Annotated in this window: 14 protein-coding genes and 1 tRNA gene; 7 read left to right on the top strand and 8 right to left on the bottom strand. The window is 66.3% G+C overall.

Annotated elements, in window-relative coordinates:
- Positions 1 to 153 precede the first annotated feature (153 nt).
- From JHD80_RS04880 to JHD80_RS04870, 3 genes are all read left to right on the top strand, one after another.
- Complete coding sequence (locus JHD80_RS04880; protein WP_199085249.1) at positions 154 to 552, top strand: TIGR02300 family protein; 399 nt, start codon at positions 154 to 156, stop codon at positions 550 to 552.
- A gap of 165 nt (positions 553 to 717) precedes the next feature.
- Positions 718 to 793, top strand: a tRNA-Ala gene (locus JHD80_RS04875).
- Between the two features lie 261 nt (positions 794 to 1,054).
- On the top strand, positions 1,055 to 2,056 hold the full coding sequence (locus JHD80_RS04870; RefSeq protein ID WP_210339806.1) for a pyridoxal-phosphate dependent enzyme: 1,002 nt from the start codon (positions 1,055 to 1,057) through the stop codon (positions 2,054 to 2,056).
- Between the two features lie 21 nt (positions 2,057 to 2,077).
- Here JHD80_RS04870 and JHD80_RS04865 read toward each other — a convergent pair whose 3' ends face one another.
- The 5 genes from JHD80_RS04865 to JHD80_RS04845 form a co-directional block, all read right to left on the bottom strand.
- Entirely contained in the window at positions 2,078 to 3,223 is a 1,146-nt protein-coding gene (locus tag JHD80_RS04865) for a Gfo/Idh/MocA family protein (protein ID WP_199085248.1), read from the bottom strand.
- A gap of 221 nt (positions 3,224 to 3,444) precedes the next feature.
- A complete protein-coding gene (gene rocF / locus JHD80_RS04860; RefSeq protein WP_199085247.1) occupies positions 3,445 to 4,425 on the bottom strand; it encodes an arginase in 981 nt (326 codons plus the stop codon).
- Between the two features lie 176 nt (positions 4,426 to 4,601).
- Complete coding sequence (locus JHD80_RS04855) at positions 4,602 to 5,984, bottom strand: aldehyde dehydrogenase family protein (protein WP_199085246.1); 1,383 nt, start codon at positions 5,982 to 5,984, stop codon at positions 4,602 to 4,604.
- Positions 5,985 to 6,019: 35 nt separating this feature from the next.
- On the bottom strand, positions 6,020 to 7,675 hold the full coding sequence (locus JHD80_RS04850; RefSeq protein ID WP_199085245.1) for an acetolactate synthase large subunit: 1,656 nt from the start codon (positions 7,673 to 7,675) through the stop codon (positions 6,020 to 6,022).
- Positions 7,676 to 7,818: 143 nt separating this feature from the next.
- Positions 7,819 to 8,607, bottom strand: a complete 789-nt coding sequence (locus JHD80_RS04845) for a class II glutamine amidotransferase (protein ID WP_199085244.1) — start codon at positions 8,605 to 8,607, stop codon at positions 7,819 to 7,821.
- 286 nt (positions 8,608 to 8,893) lie between these two features.
- Between JHD80_RS04845 and JHD80_RS04840 the strand changes: the two genes are divergently transcribed.
- The 3 genes from JHD80_RS04840 (at position 8,894) to JHD80_RS04830 (ending at position 12,760) form a co-directional block, all read left to right on the top strand.
- Positions 8,894 to 9,493 (top strand): TRAP transporter small permease subunit, encoded by a 600-nt coding sequence (locus tag JHD80_RS04840; protein ID WP_199085243.1) that lies wholly within the window; start codon positions 8,894 to 8,896, stop codon positions 9,491 to 9,493.
- Positions 9,494 to 9,651: 158 nt separating this feature from the next.
- Positions 9,652 to 11,322, top strand: a complete 1,671-nt coding sequence (locus JHD80_RS04835) for a TRAP transporter large permease (RefSeq protein WP_199085276.1) — start codon at positions 9,652 to 9,654, stop codon at positions 11,320 to 11,322.
- Positions 11,288 to 12,760 carry a sodium:proton antiporter gene (locus JHD80_RS04830; protein ID WP_199085242.1) on the top strand — a complete coding sequence of 491 codons (1,473 nt, stop codon included), beginning with the start codon at positions 11,288 to 11,290 and terminating at the stop codon, positions 12,758 to 12,760. Before JHD80_RS04835 ends, JHD80_RS04830 begins: the two co-directional genes overlap by 35 nt.
- A gap of 70 nt (positions 12,761 to 12,830) precedes the next feature.
- Here JHD80_RS04830 and JHD80_RS04825 read toward each other — a convergent pair whose 3' ends face one another.
- The 3 genes from JHD80_RS04825 to JHD80_RS04815 all read right to left on the bottom strand — a co-directional run bounded on the left by JHD80_RS04825 (position 12,831) and on the right by JHD80_RS04815 (position 16,639).
- Complete coding sequence (locus JHD80_RS04825; RefSeq protein WP_199085241.1) at positions 12,831 to 13,841, bottom strand: Lnb N-terminal periplasmic domain-containing protein; 1,011 nt, start codon at positions 13,839 to 13,841, stop codon at positions 12,831 to 12,833.
- Positions 13,842 to 13,974: 133 nt separating this feature from the next.
- Positions 13,975 to 15,609: a phosphoenolpyruvate carboxykinase gene (locus tag JHD80_RS04820; RefSeq protein ID WP_210339804.1), complete on the bottom strand. Its 1,635-nt coding sequence runs from the start codon at positions 15,607 to 15,609 to the stop codon at positions 13,975 to 13,977.
- 268 nt (positions 15,610 to 15,877) lie between these two features.
- Entirely contained in the window at positions 15,878 to 16,639 is a 762-nt protein-coding gene (locus JHD80_RS04815; RefSeq protein ID WP_199085239.1) for a HugZ family pyridoxamine 5'-phosphate oxidase, read from the bottom strand.
- Between the two features lie 141 nt (positions 16,640 to 16,780).
- Between JHD80_RS04815 and JHD80_RS04810 the strand changes: the two genes are divergently transcribed.
- Positions 16,781 to 17,482: a response regulator transcription factor gene (locus tag JHD80_RS04810; RefSeq protein ID WP_199085238.1), complete on the top strand. Its 702-nt coding sequence runs from the start codon at positions 16,781 to 16,783 to the stop codon at positions 17,480 to 17,482.
- Positions 17,483 to 17,516 lie beyond the last annotated feature (34 nt).

The raw sequence follows: 17,516 nt of genomic DNA, 5'->3' as shown, positions 1-17,516 counted from the left end.
CGGCGCGCCAAGACGCGCGCGATGCGCCGCGCCCAGGCGCCGCTTCGGCCATCCGGTTTGACGCTCTCTGCAAATCAGTATTTGACAGCATCGCTCGCCCCGACTAACGGACGCGCCTGCTTTTCAAAACATGATAGTTGAAGGTCCGACGCAGTGGCGAAACCGGAACTCGGAACGAAGCGCGTTTGCCCGGTCACGGGCCGCAAATTCTATGACCTGAACAAGGACCCGATCGTCTCGCCCTATACGGGCCAGGCTTATCCCCGGGCGATGTTCGAGCCGCAGGCGAAAGCGGTCGTGCCGCCGAAGCCGGAACCCGACGAGGAAGACGAGGCCGAGGTCGCCGATGGCGCCGTCGAGCTCGTTTCGCTGGACGAGGCCGATGCCGAGGCGTCGGAGAAGGATGCCGTCGTCACCAGCGAGGACGATATCGAGGTCGAGGATGTCGGCGGCGACGACGAGGACGATACCTTCCTCGAAGAGGATGAGGAAGGCGACGACGACGTCTCCGACCTGATCGATGGCGACATCGAGGGCGACGAGGACAACTGATCCTCAAGCCGAGAAAAAAGATGACGACAAAGCGACATTAGGCGCTTGTGTCTTCCGCCCGAGCCGCCTATAGAGCGCTTCGTCGCCGACAGGGCGGCCCGGACGGAACCGCCGAGGCGGTGAAAATTCGGTTGGTGATCGGTCCCCAAACCGGTCATCGCGCGTGGGGCCATAGCTCAGTTGGGAGAGCGCTTGAATGGCATTCAAGAGGTCGGCGGTTCGATTCCGCCTGGCTCCACCAAATCTCTTCTCATGATCTCACATGACGTTCGAAGCCGGCCCCAGAGGCTGGCTTTTCTCGTTTCTGCACCGAAAATCGCCGCACTTCCCCTGTCGCTCGCTGCGAAACAGGAACAGCGTTGCAGCCGCCACCTGATTCGGGTGCGGCGCGCTTGATTTGCCGCCGCTGTCATGGCCCGAGCTTGAATTTCCCTGGCGGATGGGCAGGCACGCCGAACGCGCCGCCGCGCAGGCAGGCGCGAGCGAGGATGACTGTGAGACGATGCCGGATCTGAGCAATATCCTGCGCGAGCCGCGCTACGATCTGGTCAAGGCGCCGACGCCGCTGCAGCGGCTCACCGGCTTCGAGCGCAAGCTCGGCCGTCCGGGCCTCTACATGAAGCGCGACGACCTGATGGAGATCGGGCTCGGCGGCAACAAGCTGCGCAGCCTCGAATTCTGGCTGGGCGCCGCGCTCCGGGAGCGGGCCGACATCGTTCTCGTCGCCGGCGGGGCGACGTCCAATCTCTGCCGCCTGACGGCCGCAGCCGCGTCGATGGCGGGGCTCGATTGCCTGATCATCCACAATGCCGAGGACACGCCCGCGAATCGCGAGCGCTCCTTCCTGAATCGCTTGTTCGGCGCGGAGACCCGCTTCATCGGCCCGGTCGGCGAGGACGAGCGCGGCGCGGCGACGAAAGCCGCCGCCGAGGAGCTGTCGCGGCAAGGGCGGGCGCCCTATATCGTCGGCGACGCCGTGCTCGGCGCGCTCGGTTACGTCCTGGCGGCTTTCGAGCTGCAGGAGCAGTCCCGGCGCGAACCGGCGCCGCTGCGCCATGTCGTCCTGGCGGGCTCGATGGGGCCGACCGAGGCCGGCTTCATCTTCGGCAATGCCATGCTCGGTCACCCCTTCCAGGTGCATCTGGTCAGCGTCGAATACGGGCAGGCGGAGCTGGAGGCGCGCATCAGCCGGATCTACGACGGCCTCGGCGAGCGGACAGGCCTGGCGATCGGCGGGCTCGATCACGCTCCGCTGCACTACCATATGGCTCATCTCGGCGGCGGCTGGGGGGTGCCCACGCCCGAGTCGGAAGCGGCGATCGTCGCCTTCGCCCGCACCGAAGGCATCCTGATCGAGCATGTCTATACGGCGAAGACCTGCGCCGGTTTCCTCGATCTGGTCGCGAACGGCACCGTTCCGCCGGATGAGCCGGCCTGCGTCCTTCATACCGGCGGGACGGCATCGCTGTTCGCCCAGCGCGAGCAGTTCCGGACGGTGAGCTGAGAGAACCGGCTTCGGCGGCCCTCAGAAGCTCGAGCGCGGCCGATAGGGCTGGGTCAGGTTCCCGGCATTGTTGAGCGCGAGCGCGAGCTCGGTGATGTGCAGCGCGAGCGCGCCCGAGAAGCGCGGCGCCTCTCCACGGCGGATCGCCTCGGCCTGATCCGCGACACCGCGCATGAAATCGATCTGCGAGGGAAAGCCCGGCAACGCCGTGCTCGAAGCTGCCTCGGGATAGGCCAGCTTTCGCCCCGGCGTGGGCTTCCAGGGCAGCGCGCGCCCGAGTTTCGCCTCGGCCCGCGTCAGGATGCGCCCGAGCAGCGGCCGGGGCGCATCGGTCTCCTCGATATGGACCACGGAACGGTTGTCCCAGAGGTCGCGCACTGTCAGCGAACCCTTTTCGGCGAAGACTTGCAGCGAGCGGTCGCGCGGCGCGGCAAGCCCGTTGGTCAATCGCGCCACGACGCCCGAGCGGAATTGCAGGCAGCCGACCGAGAAATCCGGTGCCATCGCGATCTGCTCGGTGCCCGGCCCCTTGTCGGGGAAGGTCACGGCCGAGAAGGCGGTCAGGCTCTCGACCGGCCCGAACAGCGTCACCAGCCAGGAGAGCGCGTAGCCGGCATGTTCCAGCGTGCAGCCGATCTCGAATTCGTGCAGCCCCGGCCACGGCGCGCCGGAGCGCGAGCGCCAGCTTGCCCATGTGTCGCGGAAGACCGGGCCGTCCTCCATCGCGGCATAGACCAACCGCGGGGTGCCGATCCGGCCCGAGTGCAAGACGCCTTCGACGAGGCGATGCGCGTCGCTGAGCCCGTTGGCGGGTGCAGTCGCGAGCGTCAGCCCGGCGGCCTCGGCCTGCCCGACCAGAATCTCCGCTTGAGCCAACCCCATCGCGAGCGGCTTCTCGCAATAGACATGCTTGCCGGCGGCGAGCGCGCGGCTGGTGATCTCGTAATGGCTTTCCGGCGTCGTCAGATTGACGACGATCTGGACGGAGGGGTCGGCCAACAGGGTGTCGAGATCGGGATAGGCGGAGACCTTATGGAAGGCGCGGAAGGCTTCCAGCCGCGCGGCATCGCGATCCCAGACGCCTGTGAGCGAGAGCGTCGGATGGTTGGCCAGCGTCGTCATGTAGTAGTCGGCGACGAAACCCGTGCCGACGAGCGCGATCTTCATGATTGGGCTGCTCCTTGGAGCATGATCCCGCGCATCGACAATAAGGCGCGGGTCATCCCGGGCGACCGAAGGAAGACCCGGGATCCATGCCGGAACCTGGTTCGGGAAAGCTCGGGCATGGATCCCGGATCTCCGCTGCGCTCCGTCCGGGATGACCCGGATTCATCTAACGGCGGTCTATCGCATCGAAGGATGAAGATCGGCTTTCGCGAAAGCGCGGCTTAAGCCGCGCCGATCGCGTTGGACGGCGTCTGCCGGTCGGTGATCTGCTGGCCGAACAGGCTGCCGGCGAGCTCCACCGCGAGACGGGCCGTCTGGCCGCGATCGTCGAGGAAGGGGTTGAGCTCGACGATATCCATCGAGCGGACCAGCCCGGAATCGTGCAGGAGCTCCATCACCAGATGCGCCTCGCGATAGGTCGCGCCGCCCGGCACGGTGGTGCCGACGCCCGGTGCCAGCGGTGGGTCGATGAAATCGACGTCGAAGGAGACGTGCAGCACGCCATTCGCCGCGCGCACCTTTTCGATCACCTGGCGGATCAGCACGCCGACGCCGTGCTCGTCGATGGCGCGCATGTCGGCGATATCGACGCCGCGCGCCTTCACCGCCGCCTTTTCCAGCGGGTCGATCGAGCGGATGCCGAAAAGGCTGAGCTGCTCATGCGCGATCGAGGCGCGTGGCTCGGTGCCGAGCAGGTCGTCGAGCCCGGCCTCGCCGCAGAGGAAGGCCGAGGACATGCCGTGCATGTTCCCGGAGGGCGAGATAGCCGGCATGTTGAAATCGGCATGGGCGTCGAGCCAGAGCACGAAGAGCTTGCGGCCCTGCTCCTGCCAGTGGCGGGCGACGCCGTTGACCGAGCCCATTGACAGGCTGTGGTCGCCGCCGAGGAAGATCGGCGTGTCGCCGGAGCGTGCGAGATCATAGGCGCGGGCGCTGAGCGCGCGCATCCAGGCGGCGATCTCGTTGTAGAAACGGGCGTTGGCGGGGGCCGGGCCGTCGACCGGCGTCAGGTCGCGCGGCAGGATGTCGCCATGGTCGCTGACCGCATAGCCGAGGCTTTCCAGCACGCCGACGAGACCGGCCGTGCGCAGGCCGGCCGGGCCCATCAGAGCGCCGCGGCGCGAGGCGCCGACCTCGATGGGCGCGCCGAGCAGGGCGATGCGGCCCTGGGCCGCGGGAGCGTTCGTGCTGGAGGCGGTCATGCTGGCGATCCGTTGATGGGATTTCGATGGGCGTCATGCGCCGATGCGCCGTCCATGGCGTATCAAGCCTTATCTGTCGAGGCTCAAGCCTGTGTGACAGAGGCGTCGTCATTCCGGATCAGCGCCGCTGATGCGGTTTGCCCGGAATGACGGCCGGCGCTTGACGACGCATCCCTTCAACGCCGCTTCAGCAGGATCATCTTCTCCTGCGTCATGTCGTGCATCGTGTAGGGGATGCCGCCGGTGCCGTAGCCGGAGACGCGCCGGCCGGCGAAGGGCATCCAGTCGGTGCGGAAGGTCGTGGGGTCGTTGACCATCACGGCAGAGGCATCGAGCCGGTTCGCCGCCCGCATCGCCACGTCGATATCTTGCGCGAAGATGCTGGCCTGGAAGGCGACGGAGAGGGAATTCGCCCGCGCGATCGCGTCGTCGAGCTTGCTGTACCGGTAAATCGCGACGACCGGGCCGAAGACCTCCTCGCTGGAGATGCGGGCTTCCGGATCGGGATCGATCAGCACCGTCGGCTCCAGCGTCGTCTCCGACAGGCGCTTCCCGCCGGTGGCGAGCCGGGCGCCGCCCTTGATCGCTTCGTCGATCCAGGAGGCGACGCGGTCGGCCTCCTTTGGGATGATCAGCGGGCCGACTTCGGTATCCTTCAGCGTGGGATCGCCGGTGCGCAGTTTCTTCACCCGCGCCACGAGTCGCTCGGTGAAGTCGTTGACGATCGCATCGTGGACATAGATCCGCTGCGTCGACACGCAGACCTGGCCGGCATGGTAGTAGCCGCCCTTCACGATCGGCTCGATGATCCCGTCGAGATCGGCGCTCTTGTCGACGATGGCGGGGGCGACGCCGCCATGCTCCAGCGCCGAGCGGGCGCCATGAGCCAGCTTGGAATGCAGATACCAGCCGACCTTGGCCGAGCCGATGAAGCTGAGGAAGGCGATGCGCGGATCGGTCGCGAACTTCTCCGCCAGCGCTGTCTCCTCGGGCACGAATGTTTGGCACCAAGCCTCCGGCAAACCGGCTTCGTGGACCAATTTGACGAAGTCGATGCAGGAGAGCGGCGTCGTGCCGGCCGGCTTGACGATGACCGGGCAGCCGACCGCGATCGCCGGCGCGACCTGATGCACGATCAGGTTGAGCGGGTGGTTGAAGGCCGAGATCGCCGCGACGATGCCGATCGGCTCCTTGGTGGTGAAGGCCCAGCGATCGGCCGCCGCCGCCGACAATCCCATCGGGATCTCGCGGCCGGCGAAGTTCCGGAGCTCTTCGGCGGCATTGTAGACGCCGTCGACCGCCCGGTTCGCCTCTACGATCGCGTCCGGCAGCGGCTTGCCGCCCTCGCGTGCGATCTGCATGGCGAAATGGTCGCGCCTTGTTTCCAGCAGCCCCGCGAGCTTCCGCAGGATCGCGATGCGCTGATGTGGCTTCAGCCAGTTGTCGCGGTCCCTGAAGACGGCCTGCGCCGCCTGGAGCTTGCGTTCGAGCGCGGCCTCGTCGTCGGTCTCGATCTCGGTAATCGGGGCGCGGTCATAGGCTTGCACAACCTGGAGCATGGTCGTCTCCTTGAATTCGCTTGGAGTGCCGAGGATCAGGCCAGATCGACGTCTGGCACCTTGTTCCTGAGTTCCTCGACAAGGACGCGGGTGTTCTCGGAATAGTCGATCGGGCAATCGACGAGATGGACGCCGCCGCCGTTGAAGGCCGCTTCCAGCGTCGGCACCAGCGCCTCGGCCGAGGTCACGCGCGAGCCCTTGGCGCCATAGGCCTCGGCATAGCGCACGAAATCGGGATTGCCGAAGGTCATGCCGTAATCCGGGAACTTGTCGACCGCCTGCTTCCAGCGGATCATGCCATAGGCGCCGTCATTGAGGACGAGCACGACGAGATTGAGCCCGAGCCGGACCGCCGTCTCCATCTCCTGCGAGTTCATCATGAAGCCGCCATCGCCGCAGACGGCCATGACGCGCCGCTCCGGATGCAGCATCGCCGCCATCATCGCGGAAGGGAGTCCTGCGCCCATCGTCGCCAGCGCATTGTCGAGCAGCAGCGTATTGGCGACATGGGTGCGGTAGTTCCGCGCGAACCAGATCTTGTACATGCCGTTGTCGAGGCAGACCATGCCGTCCTCCGGCATCACCGCGCGCACGTCATGGACGAGCCGCTGCGGCGTCACCGGGAAGCGGTCTTCCTCGGCGCGGGCATTGATCTTCGCCAGGATCTTCTGGCGCAGCTCCAATGTCTGCTTCTGCTCGGGCAGCTTGCCCTCCAGCCGGTCGGCGAGGCCCGTCATGGTGACCCCGATATCGCCGATCACCTCGGCATCGGGGTGGTAGACCTGCTCGACATTGGCCGATTGGAAGCCGAGATGGATCACCTTCGGCCCGCCGGCATTGCGCATCAGGAAGGGCGGCTTCTCGATCGTGTCGTGGCCGACCGCGATGATCAGGTCGGCGGCGGCGACGGCCTCATGGACATAGTCGCCCTCGGAGAGCGCGGCGGTGCCGAGATAGAGGTTCGAGCCGCCGGTGACGGCGCCCTTGCCCATCTGGGTGTTGAAGAACGGCAGGCCGATGCGGCGCACCGCCGCCGAGAGCGGCTCGACCAGCCGCGGCCGGTTGCCGGCGGCGCCGATCATCACCAGCGGCCGCTTGGCGGTAAGGATCATCCGGGCAGCGTGGTCGAGCGGGGCAGGCGGCGCGATCGGCCGGTCGAGCGGATGGACCGGGATCATCGGGATATCCTCGACCTCCTCGGCCGCGATATCCTCGGGCAGTTCGAGATGGACCGGACCGGGCCGCTCCTCCATCGCGACGCGGAAGGCATCGCGCACCACCGAGGGGATGCTGCCGGGGCTGACGATCTGGCGCGTCATCTTGGTCAGCGGGCGCATCGAGGCGACCACGTCGACGATCTGGAAACGCGCCTGCTTGGCGCTCATGATCGCCTTCTGCCCGGTGATGAGGATCATCGGCATCGCGCCGAGATGGGCATAGGCCGCACCCGTCGAGAAATTCAGCGCGCCCGGGCCGAGCGTCGCGATGCAGACGCCGGGACGGCCCGTCAGCCGCCCATGCGTCGCGGCCATGAAGGCGGCGGCCTGCTCGTGCCGCGTCAGCACCAGCTCGATCTTCGATTTGCGCAGGGATTCGACGACGTCGAGATTTTCCTCGCCGGGAACGCCGAAGACGCGATCGACGCCCTCGTTCTCCAGCGCCTCGACCAGAAGATCGGAACCCTTCTTCATCGCCCATGCCTTTCCCGGAGAGAGCCTCGCCGGGGAGCAAGGCTATGCCTTCGACGTAGGAAGGCAACCGGGGGCGTGTCAGGGCGCGCGGCGCATGGCTGTCCTGCCCGGCCGCGGCTTGAAGCGAAGGGGCCGATATCGGCTCAAGCCGCCTGTTTCAACGCGATCTCGAAGGGCGAGAAGGTGACCGCGCCGCCCTGCACCGTGACCAGCGTGTTGCAGGGCAGGGCCTGCCAGCATTCGCGCGCGGCATCGACCGGCTCGGAGGCGACGACGACGCTGTCGGGCCGCTCGCAGACATAAAGGCTGGGCGGCTTGGCGTCCGAGGACCAGCGGATCGCGTGAATGCTGTCGCCGTCGGCGAGCGCTGCCGCGCAGCGCAGCGGCTCGCGGATGCCGGCCTGCTGCATCAGCGAGAGCGCGTCCGACAAGGCGGCGGCGAGTGCATCGCCCGGCGTCATCCCTTCCGCCAGATGGGACAGCGCGAGCAGGAACAGCGCCTCGGAATCGGTCGTGCCGGCGCGGACGCCGTAGAGCGCATCCGGGATCAGCGCCTCCAGCTGCCGGCGGATGGTGCCGTAGCCGCCGATCTGGCCGTTATGCATGAAGAGATAGCGGCCATGGACGAAGGGGTGGCAGTTCGCCCGCGTCGTCGCGGTGCCGGTCGCGGCGCGGACATGGGCGAAGAACAGATGCGAGCGCACCTGCCGCGCGATCGAGAGCAGGTTCTCGTCGGACCAGGCGGGACGCACCTCGCGATACTGGCCGGGCTCGGGCCGCTCGCCATACCAGCCGACGCCGAAGCCGTCGCCATTGGTGCCGGTCTTGGCCTCCTCGGCATGGAGCGACTGGTGGATCAGCGAATGGCAGGGCGAGGCGACGAAGTCCTCGAGGAAGACGGGAACGCCGGAATAGGCGAGGAAGCGGCACATCGGCGCCTCGAATCGACGGTTGGAAGCGGGTCGGAGAATATTGTTCTCCGAAGATGAACGCGAACATAACGAATCTTCGCCGCGTTCGCGAGCCAAGGTACCAGGCCGCAATTTTCTGCCGCAAAAACAGGCAGCCGCATCCCTTCGCCTTTGGTCCAATGGATAAGGCCCGCACCGTCTTGCGTGGCGCGCATCGCTCCTATACCGATCCAGCTCATAAACTGCGCATAAACACGAGCCGGCTGCACATATCCGGTCCATGGCGCCTCTCGACGGGAGCGGGAATGTGAAGGGTCTCCTCGGCATCAGCCGCGTCATCGACGCGGTCAACGGCCAGATCGGCAAGAAGGTCGCCTGGCTGATCCTCGCGGCGGTGATCGTGGCGTCGGTCAACGCCATCATCCGCAAGATCTTCAACGTCTCGTCGAATTCATGGCTCGAGCTGCAATGGATGCTGTTCGGCGCGGTCTTCCTGATGTGCGCCTCCTGGACGATGCAGGTGAAGGAGCACATCCGCATCGATATCGTGAACGCGATGCTGCCCAAGCGCGTCCGGCAATGGATCGAGCTCGTCGGTCATGTGCTCTTCCTGATGCCGTTCTGCCTGCTGATCGTCTACCATTCCTGGCCGTTCTTCATGCGCTCCTACGCCATCAACGAGCAGTCGCTTTCGGCTGGCGGCCTGCCGCAATGGCCGGCCAAGGGGCTCGTCGTGGTCGGCTTCGTGATGCTGACCTTCCAGGGCATCTCCGAGATCATCAAGACGATCGCGATCATGCGCGGCGACTTGGAAGATGCCGAGATGGCTCTCGGCCATGCCGCGGCGGCCGAGGCGGAAGCCCAGCGCCTGCTCGACCAAGCCAAGGAACAGGGTCTCGCCTCGTGAGCGGCCCGCAAGAAGTCCGGAACCGTCCCATGCACGCTCATCGCCTTCCGCGCGTCGCCGGCCTGCTGCTCGCGCTGACCTTCCTCGCCTTCTTCGGCCTCCACACCGGCGACGCCTTCGCGGCGGGCGGCGGTGTCGGCGATTTCCTGCGCGTCAACATGGCGCCGGTGATGTTCGCCGCGCTCGTCGTCTTCCTGCTGCTCGGCTATCCCGTCGCCTTCGCGCTGGCCGCCAACGGCCTGCTCTTCGCGCTGATCGGTATCGAGCTCGGCCTGTTCCAGGAGAACTTCCTGCAGGCCCTGCCCGAGCGCATCTACGGCACGATGAACAACGACGTGCTGCTGGCCGTGCCGTTCTTCACCTTCATGGGCCTGATTCTCGAACGCTCCGGCATGGCGGAGGACCTGCTCGACACCATCGGCCAGCTCTTCGGGCCGATCCGCGGCGGTCTCGCCTATGCGGTGATCTTCGTCGGCGCCCTGCTCGCCGCGACCACCGGCGTCGTCGCGGCCTCGGTGATCTCGATGGGCCTGATCTCGCTGCCGATCATGCTGCGCTACGGCTATGACCGGCGCCTTGCGTCCGGCGTCATCGCGGCGTCCGGCACGCTCGCGCAGATCATCCCGCCCTCGCTCGTGCTTATCGTGCTCGCCGACCAGCTCGGCCGCTCGGTCGGCGACATGTACGAGGGCGCCTTCATTCCCGGCCTCGTGCTCGCGGCGATGTATGCCGGCTATGTCTTCCTCGTCACGATCGTCTATCCCAATCGCGCGCCCGGCCTGCCGCCGGAGGCGCAGACCCTGCGCGATGCCGACGGCCAGACGCGGCGCCTCTCCTTGCTCGTCGTCGCGCTGATCTCGCTCGCGCTCGCCTACGCCTATATGAAGCTGTTTACCAAGCTGACCGCGGGTGCCGATTTCGTCATCCTGACGATGTCGCTGATGGTGGCGATCTCCTTCGTCATCGCGCTGGTCAACAAGTTACTGAAGCTCAACCTGCTCTCGCGCATGACCGAGCAGGTCATCTTCGTGATGGTGCCGCCGCTGGCGCTGATCTTCCTGGTGCTCGGCACGATCTTCATCGGCGTCGCCACGCCGACGGAAGGCGGCGCGATGGGCGCGGCCGGCGCGATCCTGCTCGCCTACGGCAAGAAGCGCATGACCTTCGACCTGCTCCGGCAGGCGACCGAGTCCACGGCCAAGCTCTCGGCCTTCGTGCTCTTCATCCTGGTCGGCGCGCGCGTGTTCTCGCTGACCTTCTACGGCGTCAACGGCCATCTCTGGGTCGAGCACCTGCTGGTCGGCCTGCCCGGCGGCGCAACGGGCTTCCTGATCGTCGTCAACGTGATGGTCTTCCTGCTCGCCTTCTTCCTCGACTTCTTCGAGCTGGCCTTCATCGTCGTGCCGCTGCTCGGGCCGGCCGCTGAGAAGCTCGGCATCGACCTGATCTGGTTCGGCGTCATCCTCGGCGTGAACATGCAGACCTCCTTCATGCATCCGCCCTTCGGCTTCGCGCTGTTCTTCCTGCGCTCGGTCGCGCCGAAGAACCCCTACCGGGATCGCGTCACCGGCCGAATGATGGAACCGGTCACCACCGGCCAGATCTACTGGGGCGCGGTGCCCTTCGTGGTGATCCAGTGCATCATGGTCGCGCTCGTTGTGATCTTCCCGAGCATGGTGATGCACTACAAGGCTTCCGCCGTGCAGCTCGACCAGAAGGCGATCGACAAGCAGTTCGACTCGATACAGATCCCCGGCCTCGGCGGCTCCGGCCTGCCGGGCGGGTTTGACCTGAATGCGCCGCCGGTCATCACGCCGCCGAAGCCGTAAGGCGGGTCGCGTCGTGGGGAGTGCGGCCGGCAGGCTGATCGCAGTTGCATCGCTCGCGCTCGTGGCGGCGCCCGGCACCGCCTGGGCGTCGGGCGATATCGGCGGGGCGAGCATGGGTGCCGGCTGGGCCTTGCCCTTCGCCGGCATGCTGCTCTCGATCGCGCTCGGCCCGGTGCTGTTTCCGCGTCTCTGGGAGCATCACTACGGCAAGTTCGCCGGTTTCTGGGCCGCGCTGACGCTGGTGCCTTTGGTCCTGCTGCGCGGCGCCGATCCCGCGCTCGGTGCGCTGCTGCATACCGCGCTGCTCGACTACATCCCCTTCATCATCCTGCTCTTCGCGCTCTTCACCATGGCGGGCGGCATCCTGATCTCGGGCAACCTGCATGGTACCCCAGTGACCAACACCGTCCTGCTGGCGATCGGCACGGTGCTGGCGAGCTTCGTCGGCACAACCGGAGCCTCGATCATCATGATCCGGCCGGTGCTACGCGCCAATGACGACCGGCGCTTCAACGTCCATGTCGTCGTCTTCTTCATCTTCCTGGTCTCGAATATCGGGGGATCGCTGACGCCGCTCGGCGACCCGCCGCTCTTCCTCGGCTTCCTGCGCGGCGTCGATTTCTTCTGGACCACGACGCATCTGCTGCCCGAGACGGCCTTCGCGGTCGTCGTGCTGCTGGCGCTGTTCTACGCGCTCGACAGCTTCTTCTTCCGCAAGGAGGAGGGCTATCCCAGGCTCAAGGACCCGACACCGGACCGCGCCATCAAGCTCTGGGGCAAGGTCAATCTCCTGCTGCTCGGCGGCGTCATCGCCGCGATCCTGATGTCGGCGAACTGGAAGCCGGGCGTCGCCTTCACCGTTCATGGCGTCGCCGTCGAGGGCCAGAATCTGCTGCGCGACGTGATCCTGCTGGTCCTCGCCGGCCTGTCGCTGAAGCTGACGCCGGGTCCGGTCCGGGCCGGCAACGAGTTCTCCTGGGGGCCGATCCAGGAGGTCGCCAAGCTCTTCGCCGGCATCTTCGTCTGCATCATCCCGGTGCTGGCGATGCTGCAGGCGGGCAAGGCCGGCGCCTTCGCGTCGCTGGTTGCGCTGGTCAGCCATGCCGACGGCAGCGCCAATACCACGGCCTATTTCTGGCTGACCGGCGCGCTCTCCTCCTTCCTCGACAACGCGCCGACTTATCTCGTCTTCTTCGAGCTGGCGGGCGGCGATCCCAAGGCCTTGATGACGACCGGCGCGCTGACGCTGACGGCGATTTCGGCCGGCGCGGTCTTCATGGGTGCCAACAGCTATATCGGCAACGCCCCGAACTTCATGGTCTACGCCATCGCCAAGGACCGGAAGGTGAAGATGCCGAGCTTCTTCGGCTACATGCTCTGGTCGGGCGCGATCCTGATTCCGCTCTTCCTGGTGCAGACAATCCTGTTCTTCCGATAAGACGAAGGGTGTCATCCCGTGTCTGCGCAGCGGCACTTCGCGCCGCAGCGCGCACGGGAAGACAGCAGCCTTACGGCCGCCCGGTCGGTACGCCCTCGCGGATTTTCGCCGAGAACTGCGGATCGTCCAGCGAAAGCGTGCGCGCGTGGTCGCCGATGCGGGCGGCCCGGACCAGCTCCTCGAGCGGGATGTCCTGCCGGATCGCGCCGATCTGCTGGAGATAGCCCGGCAGATAGCCTGACAGCAGCACGCGCGGGTCCAGAGGCAGCGAGAACTTCCAGCCTGGCGAGACGCTGGCGACGAGGTGGTACACCACCGTGGTGCAATTGGTCGTCAGCGTGTTGTACCAGCGCGGCTTGGCGGCGAGGTCGTTGATATCCCCGATATAGGCGACGAGCAGGTCGCGCGCCTGAGCTCCCGAGGCGCTGAGGCGAAAGAGCCTGGCATCCTCGCGCCGCGCATGGGTGCGCAAGCCGACGATGTCGCGTTCGTCGGCGGCGACATAGGCCATCTCGTAACTGCGGAAGAAACCGGCCAGCGCCGACCATTCTTCGCCCTTCTCGCGCCGGACCTCGATCGAGATGGTGAGCGGCACCGAATCGGAAAACGTGAAGCTGATCATCAGATGCGCGATCGCCTCGCCCGACCAATAGGTCAGGAAGGCGTCGGCGCCAGTGACGGCCGCAAGATTGTAGCGCCGGGTCTCCCAGACCTGATCGTAATCCGTCTCCGTGCGCCAGTGGAAATGGCGCAGATTGGACACGGTGATCGCGTCGCCCTGGCGCGCGATGCTCGGCAGCTTCGCGAGCTCGGGAATCCAGTCGCGGTCATGCGAGGGCTGGAAGCTGCTCCACCATCCCAGCAGGCCGACGAAGACCGTGGCGAAGCCCAGCGTCAGGCGCGCGTCGCTGGTCCAGATGCCGACGAGCCCGGCCAGTGCCGCGATGCCGAAGCCGATCGCCGCGATGGTTGCGGTCGTGCCCGGCAGGCGGAACAGTAGGAACCCCGCGCCCCAGAGCGCGGCGCCGAGAACGACGAGGGTGAGGAGAAGCTTCAGCACAATGAAAAAGAGGCGGCCCATGGCCGCCTCTCGTAACCGATTTCTCGATCCATCCCAAACGCGGTCGTCCTGGATCGGCGCCTTTCCGTCGGACGGTCCCGTGTCTGCGCCGCAGCATTTCATGCTGCAACGCGCACGGGATGACAGGCGGGTCTCAGGCCGCGAGCGAGCTCGTCGGCGCGGCAGCCTTCACGGCGTCGTCGACATGGTCCTCGAACTTCGCGAAGTTCTTGGCGAACATCTCCGTGAGATTCTTGGCGGTCTCGGCGAAGGCGGCCTTATCCTGCCAGGTCTTCACGGGATAGAGGATATGCGGCTCGACGCCAGGCACCGAGGTCGGCACCGCGAAGCCGAAATACGGATCACGGCGGAAATCGGCGCGGTTGAGCGAGCCGTCGAGCGCCGAGGAGAGCAGGCGGCGCGTCACGCGGATCGGCATGCGCCGGCCGGTGCCGTATTTGCCGCCGGTCCAGCCGGTGTTCACCAGCCAGCAATCGACATGATGCTTGGCGATGAAGTCGCGCAGCAGGTTGGCGTATTCCGACGGGTGGCGCGGTAGGAAGGGCGAGCCGAAGCAGGTCGAGAATTCCGGCTCGACGCCGGTGAGCCCGCGCTCCGTGCCGGCGACCTTGGCGGTGTAGCCGGAGAGGAAGTGGTACATCGCCTCGGCCGGGGTCAGCTTGGCGATCGGCGGCATCACGCCGAAGGCGTCGGCGGTCAGCATCACGATGTTCTTCGGGATGCCGGCGCGGCCGGTGCGCGAGGCGTTGGGGATGAAGTCGAGCGGATAGGCCGAGCGGGTGTTCTCGGTCTTGGACTGGTCGTCGAAATCGACCTCGCGGGTGATCGGGTCCATGACGATGTTCTCGAGCACGGTGCCGAAGCGCAGCGAGGCCGCGTGGATCATCGGCTCGGCCTCGGCCGAGAGCCGGATCGTCTTGGCGTAGCAGCCGCCCTCGAAATTGAAGATGCCTTCCTTCGACCAGCCATGCTCGTCGTCACCGATCAGCGTGCGCTCTGGATCGGCGGAGAGTGTGGTCTTGCCGGTGCCGGAGAGGCCGAAGAAGATCGCGGAATCGTCCTTGGCGCCGACATTGGCCGAGCAGTGCATCGGCACTACGCCCTTGGTCGGCAGGACGTAGTTCAGATAGGTGAAGACCGATTTCTTCATCTCGCCGGCATAGGCCGAGCCGCCGATCAGCACGATCTTGCGGGTGAAGTCGATCGCGACGACGGTCTCGCTGCGGCAGCCATGGCGCTTCGGATCGGCCTTGAAGCTCGGCAGATCGACGATCGTCATCTCCGGCACATAGGCGTTGATCTCGTCGCGCGGCGGGCGGATCAGCAGGTTGCGGATGAAGAGCGAGTGCCAGGCCATCTCGGTGAAGACGCGGGCCTTGACGCGGTGGACGGGGTCGGCACCGCCATAAAGGTCCTGCGCGAACAGCTCCTTGCCCTCGGCATGGGCTAGGAAATCGGCCAGAAGCGTCTCGAAATGCTCCGGCGACATCGCCTGGTTGTTGTCCCACCAGACGGTGTTCTCGGTCAGCGCGTCGCGCACCGTGAACTTGTCCTTGGGCGAACGGCCGGTATGGGTGCCGGTATCGGCGCAGAGCGCGCCGCCGCGGGCGAGCTGGGATTCGCCCCGATCCAGGGATGCCTCATAGAGCTGCGGTGCTTCCAGGTTCCAGTGCACAGCCTTCAGCTTGCGGAAGCCGAAGCCCTCGGCGCCTTGGGCGGCATTGAACTGACCGATATTGTCCACTGAATTCCTCCGGAGGCCGGCCATGCTGTCGGCGGCCCGTTGTCTTCACGAATGCGCCGGGGCAGGTGGCAGGGCCCAGACGTCGAAGGCGAGGCCCTGGAGGCTGCAGGGTTTCGCGGTCCCTGACAGCCTCTGCAGGCCACGATGGTCTTTAAGGCGATGCGGCGCCTCGCTCAAGTCATTGAAAAGGCCCGATGACCTTGGGTCGGCTTCTAAATCGATTGAATTTCAACCTGTGGTAAATGGCCGCGCGCTCGTGCCGCGACCGATTTCACAGGCGGTTTCCGCAATGTCATGCTGCCTTGGCACGCGCCTGTGCGGCCAGTTCCGCAAGGATGCGCCGCAAGGTGCCGGGGCCGTCCACCGAGGCCGGGAAGGGCAGGCGCAGCGTCGCGCTGCCGAGCGCCATGTCGAGCCCGTCCGGATCGAGCCCGATGGCGCGCCATTCGCCGGGCTTCGCCCCGAGCAGTCCGGTCGCATAGAGGCCGATCGCGTCGGCATGGTCCTCGTTCATATGCACGACGGCGCCTGCCTCAACCTCAGCGAGCGCGGCGGCATGGGCCGGGTCGCTCATCAGGTCGGCTGGGGTCGGCGCGAAGGCGCGCGCGAAGCCACCATTCAGGCTGCCGCCTGCGATATCGAGGGCGAAGAAGCTGAAATCCGGAAAATCGGCATAGAGCGCCGATTTCGGCTGGCGCGCGAGATAGCGCCGGCGGACGCGTACCCCTTCCTCGCTCTCGCGTTCGATCTTGCGGGCGCGGACCTTCAGTGTGATCCGTGCATGGGCGAGCGGGTCGCCCTTTCCGCCCGGCGAGATCAGCAGCGAAGCGCGCGGATCGGCCGCCAGGTTGCCGGTATGGGCGGCGAGCCCCGAGATCAGGATGACGGGCGTTCCGTCGATGTCGGTGGCGATCCCGACGAGGCTCGCGGAGGGGTGCCCGTCGGGACCGAGCGTGGCCAGCGCGGCTGAGCGGGCCTCGCGCAGCAGGCCTTTGGCCTCCGCGCGCACGGTCTCGTCCATCGGCTGAATCACGTCCTTGGCGGCCTTGGCCATGGAACCTCCCTGCGATTTCCGGCTTGTGATACGGGGTCATAGGCAAATCGCCACGTCCCGGCTAGATTGCCGCCATGCTTTGGCCCCTCTCGCGCGGGAGGGGAACCCTGTATTGCAACGAGAACAAGAGACGAAAGCCTTATGCCAACGATTGCGCTGGTCGATGACGACCGCAACATCCTGACATCGGTTTCGATCGCCCTCGAGGCCGAGGGCTATCGCATCATGACCTATACGGATGGTGCCTCGGCCCTCGACGGGTTGAAGCAGAACCCGCCGGACCTGGCGATCTTCGACATCAAGATGCCGCGCATGGACGGCATGGAGCTGCTGCGGCGGCTGCGTCAGAAATCCGATCTCCCGGTCATCTTCCTGACCTCGAAGGACGAGGAGATCGACGAGCTCTTCGGCCTGAAGATGGGCGCCGACGACTTCATCCGGAAGCCGTTCTCGCAGCGCCTGCTGGTCGAGCGCGTCAAGGCGATCCTGCGCCGGGCCGGCGCCAAGGACCCGACCGTCGCTCCGCGCGCCGAGGATGCCAAGGCGCTGGAGCGCGGCCTGCTGCGCATGGACCCGGAGCGCCATACCTGCACCTGGCGCGGCGAGCCGGTGACGCTCACCGTCACCGAGTTCCTGATCCTGCAGTCGCTGGCGCAGCGCCCGGGCGTGGTCAAGAGCCGCAACGCCCTGATGGATGCGGCCTATGACGACGAGGTCTATGTCGACGACCGCACCATCGACAGCCACATCAAGCGCCTGCGCAAGAAGTTCAATCAGGTCGATGCCGAGTTCGACATGATCGAGACGCTCTACGGCGTGGGCTATCGCTTCAAGGAAACCTGAGGCAAGGAGAGCGCGGCGCGCCGGATTCGCCGTC

Source organism: Allobosea sp. ASV33, from assembly GCF_016428755.1.
Classification (GTDB): Bacteria; Pseudomonadota; Alphaproteobacteria; order Rhizobiales; family Beijerinckiaceae; genus Allobosea.
This window is presented reverse-complemented; position numbering and strand designations above follow the sequence as displayed.